The 1201-nt window shown below is 68.9% G+C and carries 1 protein-coding gene; it reads left to right on the top strand.

The features are described from left to right. A partial coding sequence (locus EOA75_RS33015) for an iron ABC transporter permease (RefSeq protein WP_164747763.1) occupies nucleotides 1-1201 on the top strand: 1201 nt, incomplete at both ends.

Below are 1201 nucleotides of genomic sequence, written 5' to 3'. Positions count from 1 at the left end.
GGCGCGCTCCTGGTCAACACCATCCTGCTTGTCGTCCTGGCCGTCCCGATCGCCATCGCGCTGTCGGTGGCGCTTGCCTGGCTGACCGAGCGCAGCGACCTTCCCGGCAACCGTTGGTGGTCGTGGCTGTCGGTGGCGCCCTTGGCAATTCCCGCCTTCGTCCACAGTTACGCCTGGATCAGCCTGATCCCCGGCCTGCACGGGCTCTGGGCCGGCGTGCTCGTCTCCGTCATCGCCTATTTCCCGTTTCTCTATCTGCCGATCGCAGCGGCGCTGCGCCGGCTTGACCCGGCGCTGGAAGATGCCGCCGCAGGGCTGGGCCTCGGACCCTGGCGCGTCTTCGCGCGTGTCGTGCTGCCGCAGTTGAGGCTGGCCATCTGTGGCGGTTCGCTGCTGGTTGGCCTGCACCTGCTTGCCGAATACGGGCTTTATGTCTTCATCCGCTTCGATACCTTCACCACCGCGATCGTCGACCAGTTCCAGTCGACCTTCAACGGCGCGGCGGCGAACATGCTCGCCGCCGTGCTGGTCGCCTGCTGCTTCGTGCTGCTTGGCGTGGAGGTGATCGTGCGTGGTGAGGAGCGTTATGCCCGCGTCGGCTCCGGGGCGGCGCGCCAGCAGCAGCGTGTCGCCCTCGGCCGCGCCACGCTGCCTTGCTTCCTGCTGCCCGCCAGCACTGCGCTGCTCACGCTCGGCGTGCCCTTTGTGACCGTCGGCCGCTGGCTGCTTGCCGGTGGCGCCGACGTCTGGCGTTGGGACGAGATCAGCCTGGCGCTCGGCCAGACGCTGGTCCTCGCCGTCGCCGGCGCGCTGCTTGCCACGGTCGCCGCAATGCCCATGGCCTGGATCTCGATCCGTGCGCCCGGCCGCTTGCAGCGCCTGCTCGAGAGCTGCAACTACATCGTCGGCTCGCTGCCGGGTGTGGTCGTCGCGCTGGCGCTGGTGACCATCACCGTACGCATCGCCTTGCCGCTCTATCAGACGCTCTTCACCATCCTTTTCGGCTATGCGCTGATGTTCCTGCCGCGCGCGCTGGTCAGCCTGCGCGCCTCGATCGCCCAGGCGCCGGTGGAACTCGAACGCGCGGCTTCGAGCCTCGGCCGCCCGCCGCTCAGGGCGCTATGGTCGACCACGATCCGGCTGTCGGCGCCGGGCGCGGCGGCCGGGATGGCGATGGTGGCACTCGGCATCACCAATGAAT

It is taken from the genome of Mesorhizobium sp. M1A.F.Ca.IN.022.07.1.1 (assembly GCF_003997575.1).
Classification (GTDB): Bacteria; Pseudomonadota; Alphaproteobacteria; order Rhizobiales; family Rhizobiaceae; genus Mesorhizobium.
Note: the sequence above shows the minus strand (reverse complement) of the source record. Positions and strands in the feature narration are given on the sequence as shown.